General features: G+C 74.3%; 1 protein-coding gene. It reads right to left on the bottom strand.

All coding sequences use genetic code 11. The features are described from left to right. Window positions 1–548 (bottom strand): aromatic amino acid lyase (locus OOT08_RS12900; protein ID WP_325093152.1); only part of this gene is annotated, 548 nt, incomplete at both ends.

The following is a 548-nucleotide window of genomic DNA, read 5'->3' as shown; positions in this document are numbered from 1 at the left end:
ACGAGCCCGGCGAGGTCGTGCAGGGCGAGCGAGAGCATGCCGAGCATGCCGTCGGTGCCGTTGATGAGCGCGAGGCCCTCCTTTTCGGCGAGCACGACGGGGGTGATGCCCGCGGCGGCGAGCGCCTCGGCCGCGGGCTGCTCCTCCCCGTCCGGGGTGCGCACCGTGCCCTCGCCCATGAGCGCGAGCGCGCAGTGCGCGAGCGGGGACAGATCACCGGAGCAGCCGAGGGAGCCGTACTCGTGGACGACGGGGGTGATCCCCGCGTTCAGGATCCGCAGGTAGGTCTCGACGGTGGAGCGGCGCGCGCCGGTCCGCCCCGAGGCGAGCGTGTTGATGCGCAGCAGCATGAGGCCCCGGACGACCTCGCGCTCGACCTCGGGCCCGGAGCCGGCGGCGTGGGAGCGGACGAGGCTGCGCTGGAGCTGGGCCCGCTTCTCCGCGGGGATCTGGACGTTGGCGAGGGCGCCAAAGCCCGTGGACACCCCGTAGTGGGGGCGCTCGTCATCGGCGAGGCGCTCGATCACGGCGCGGCTCTCCTCGACCCG

The organism is Leucobacter sp. M11 (assembly GCF_035726885.1).
Taxonomy (GTDB): Bacteria; Actinomycetota; Actinomycetes; order Actinomycetales; family Microbacteriaceae; genus JAPFRB01.
The sequence above is the reverse complement of the archived record's forward strand: the minus strand, read 5'-3'. Positions and strand labels throughout refer to the sequence as shown.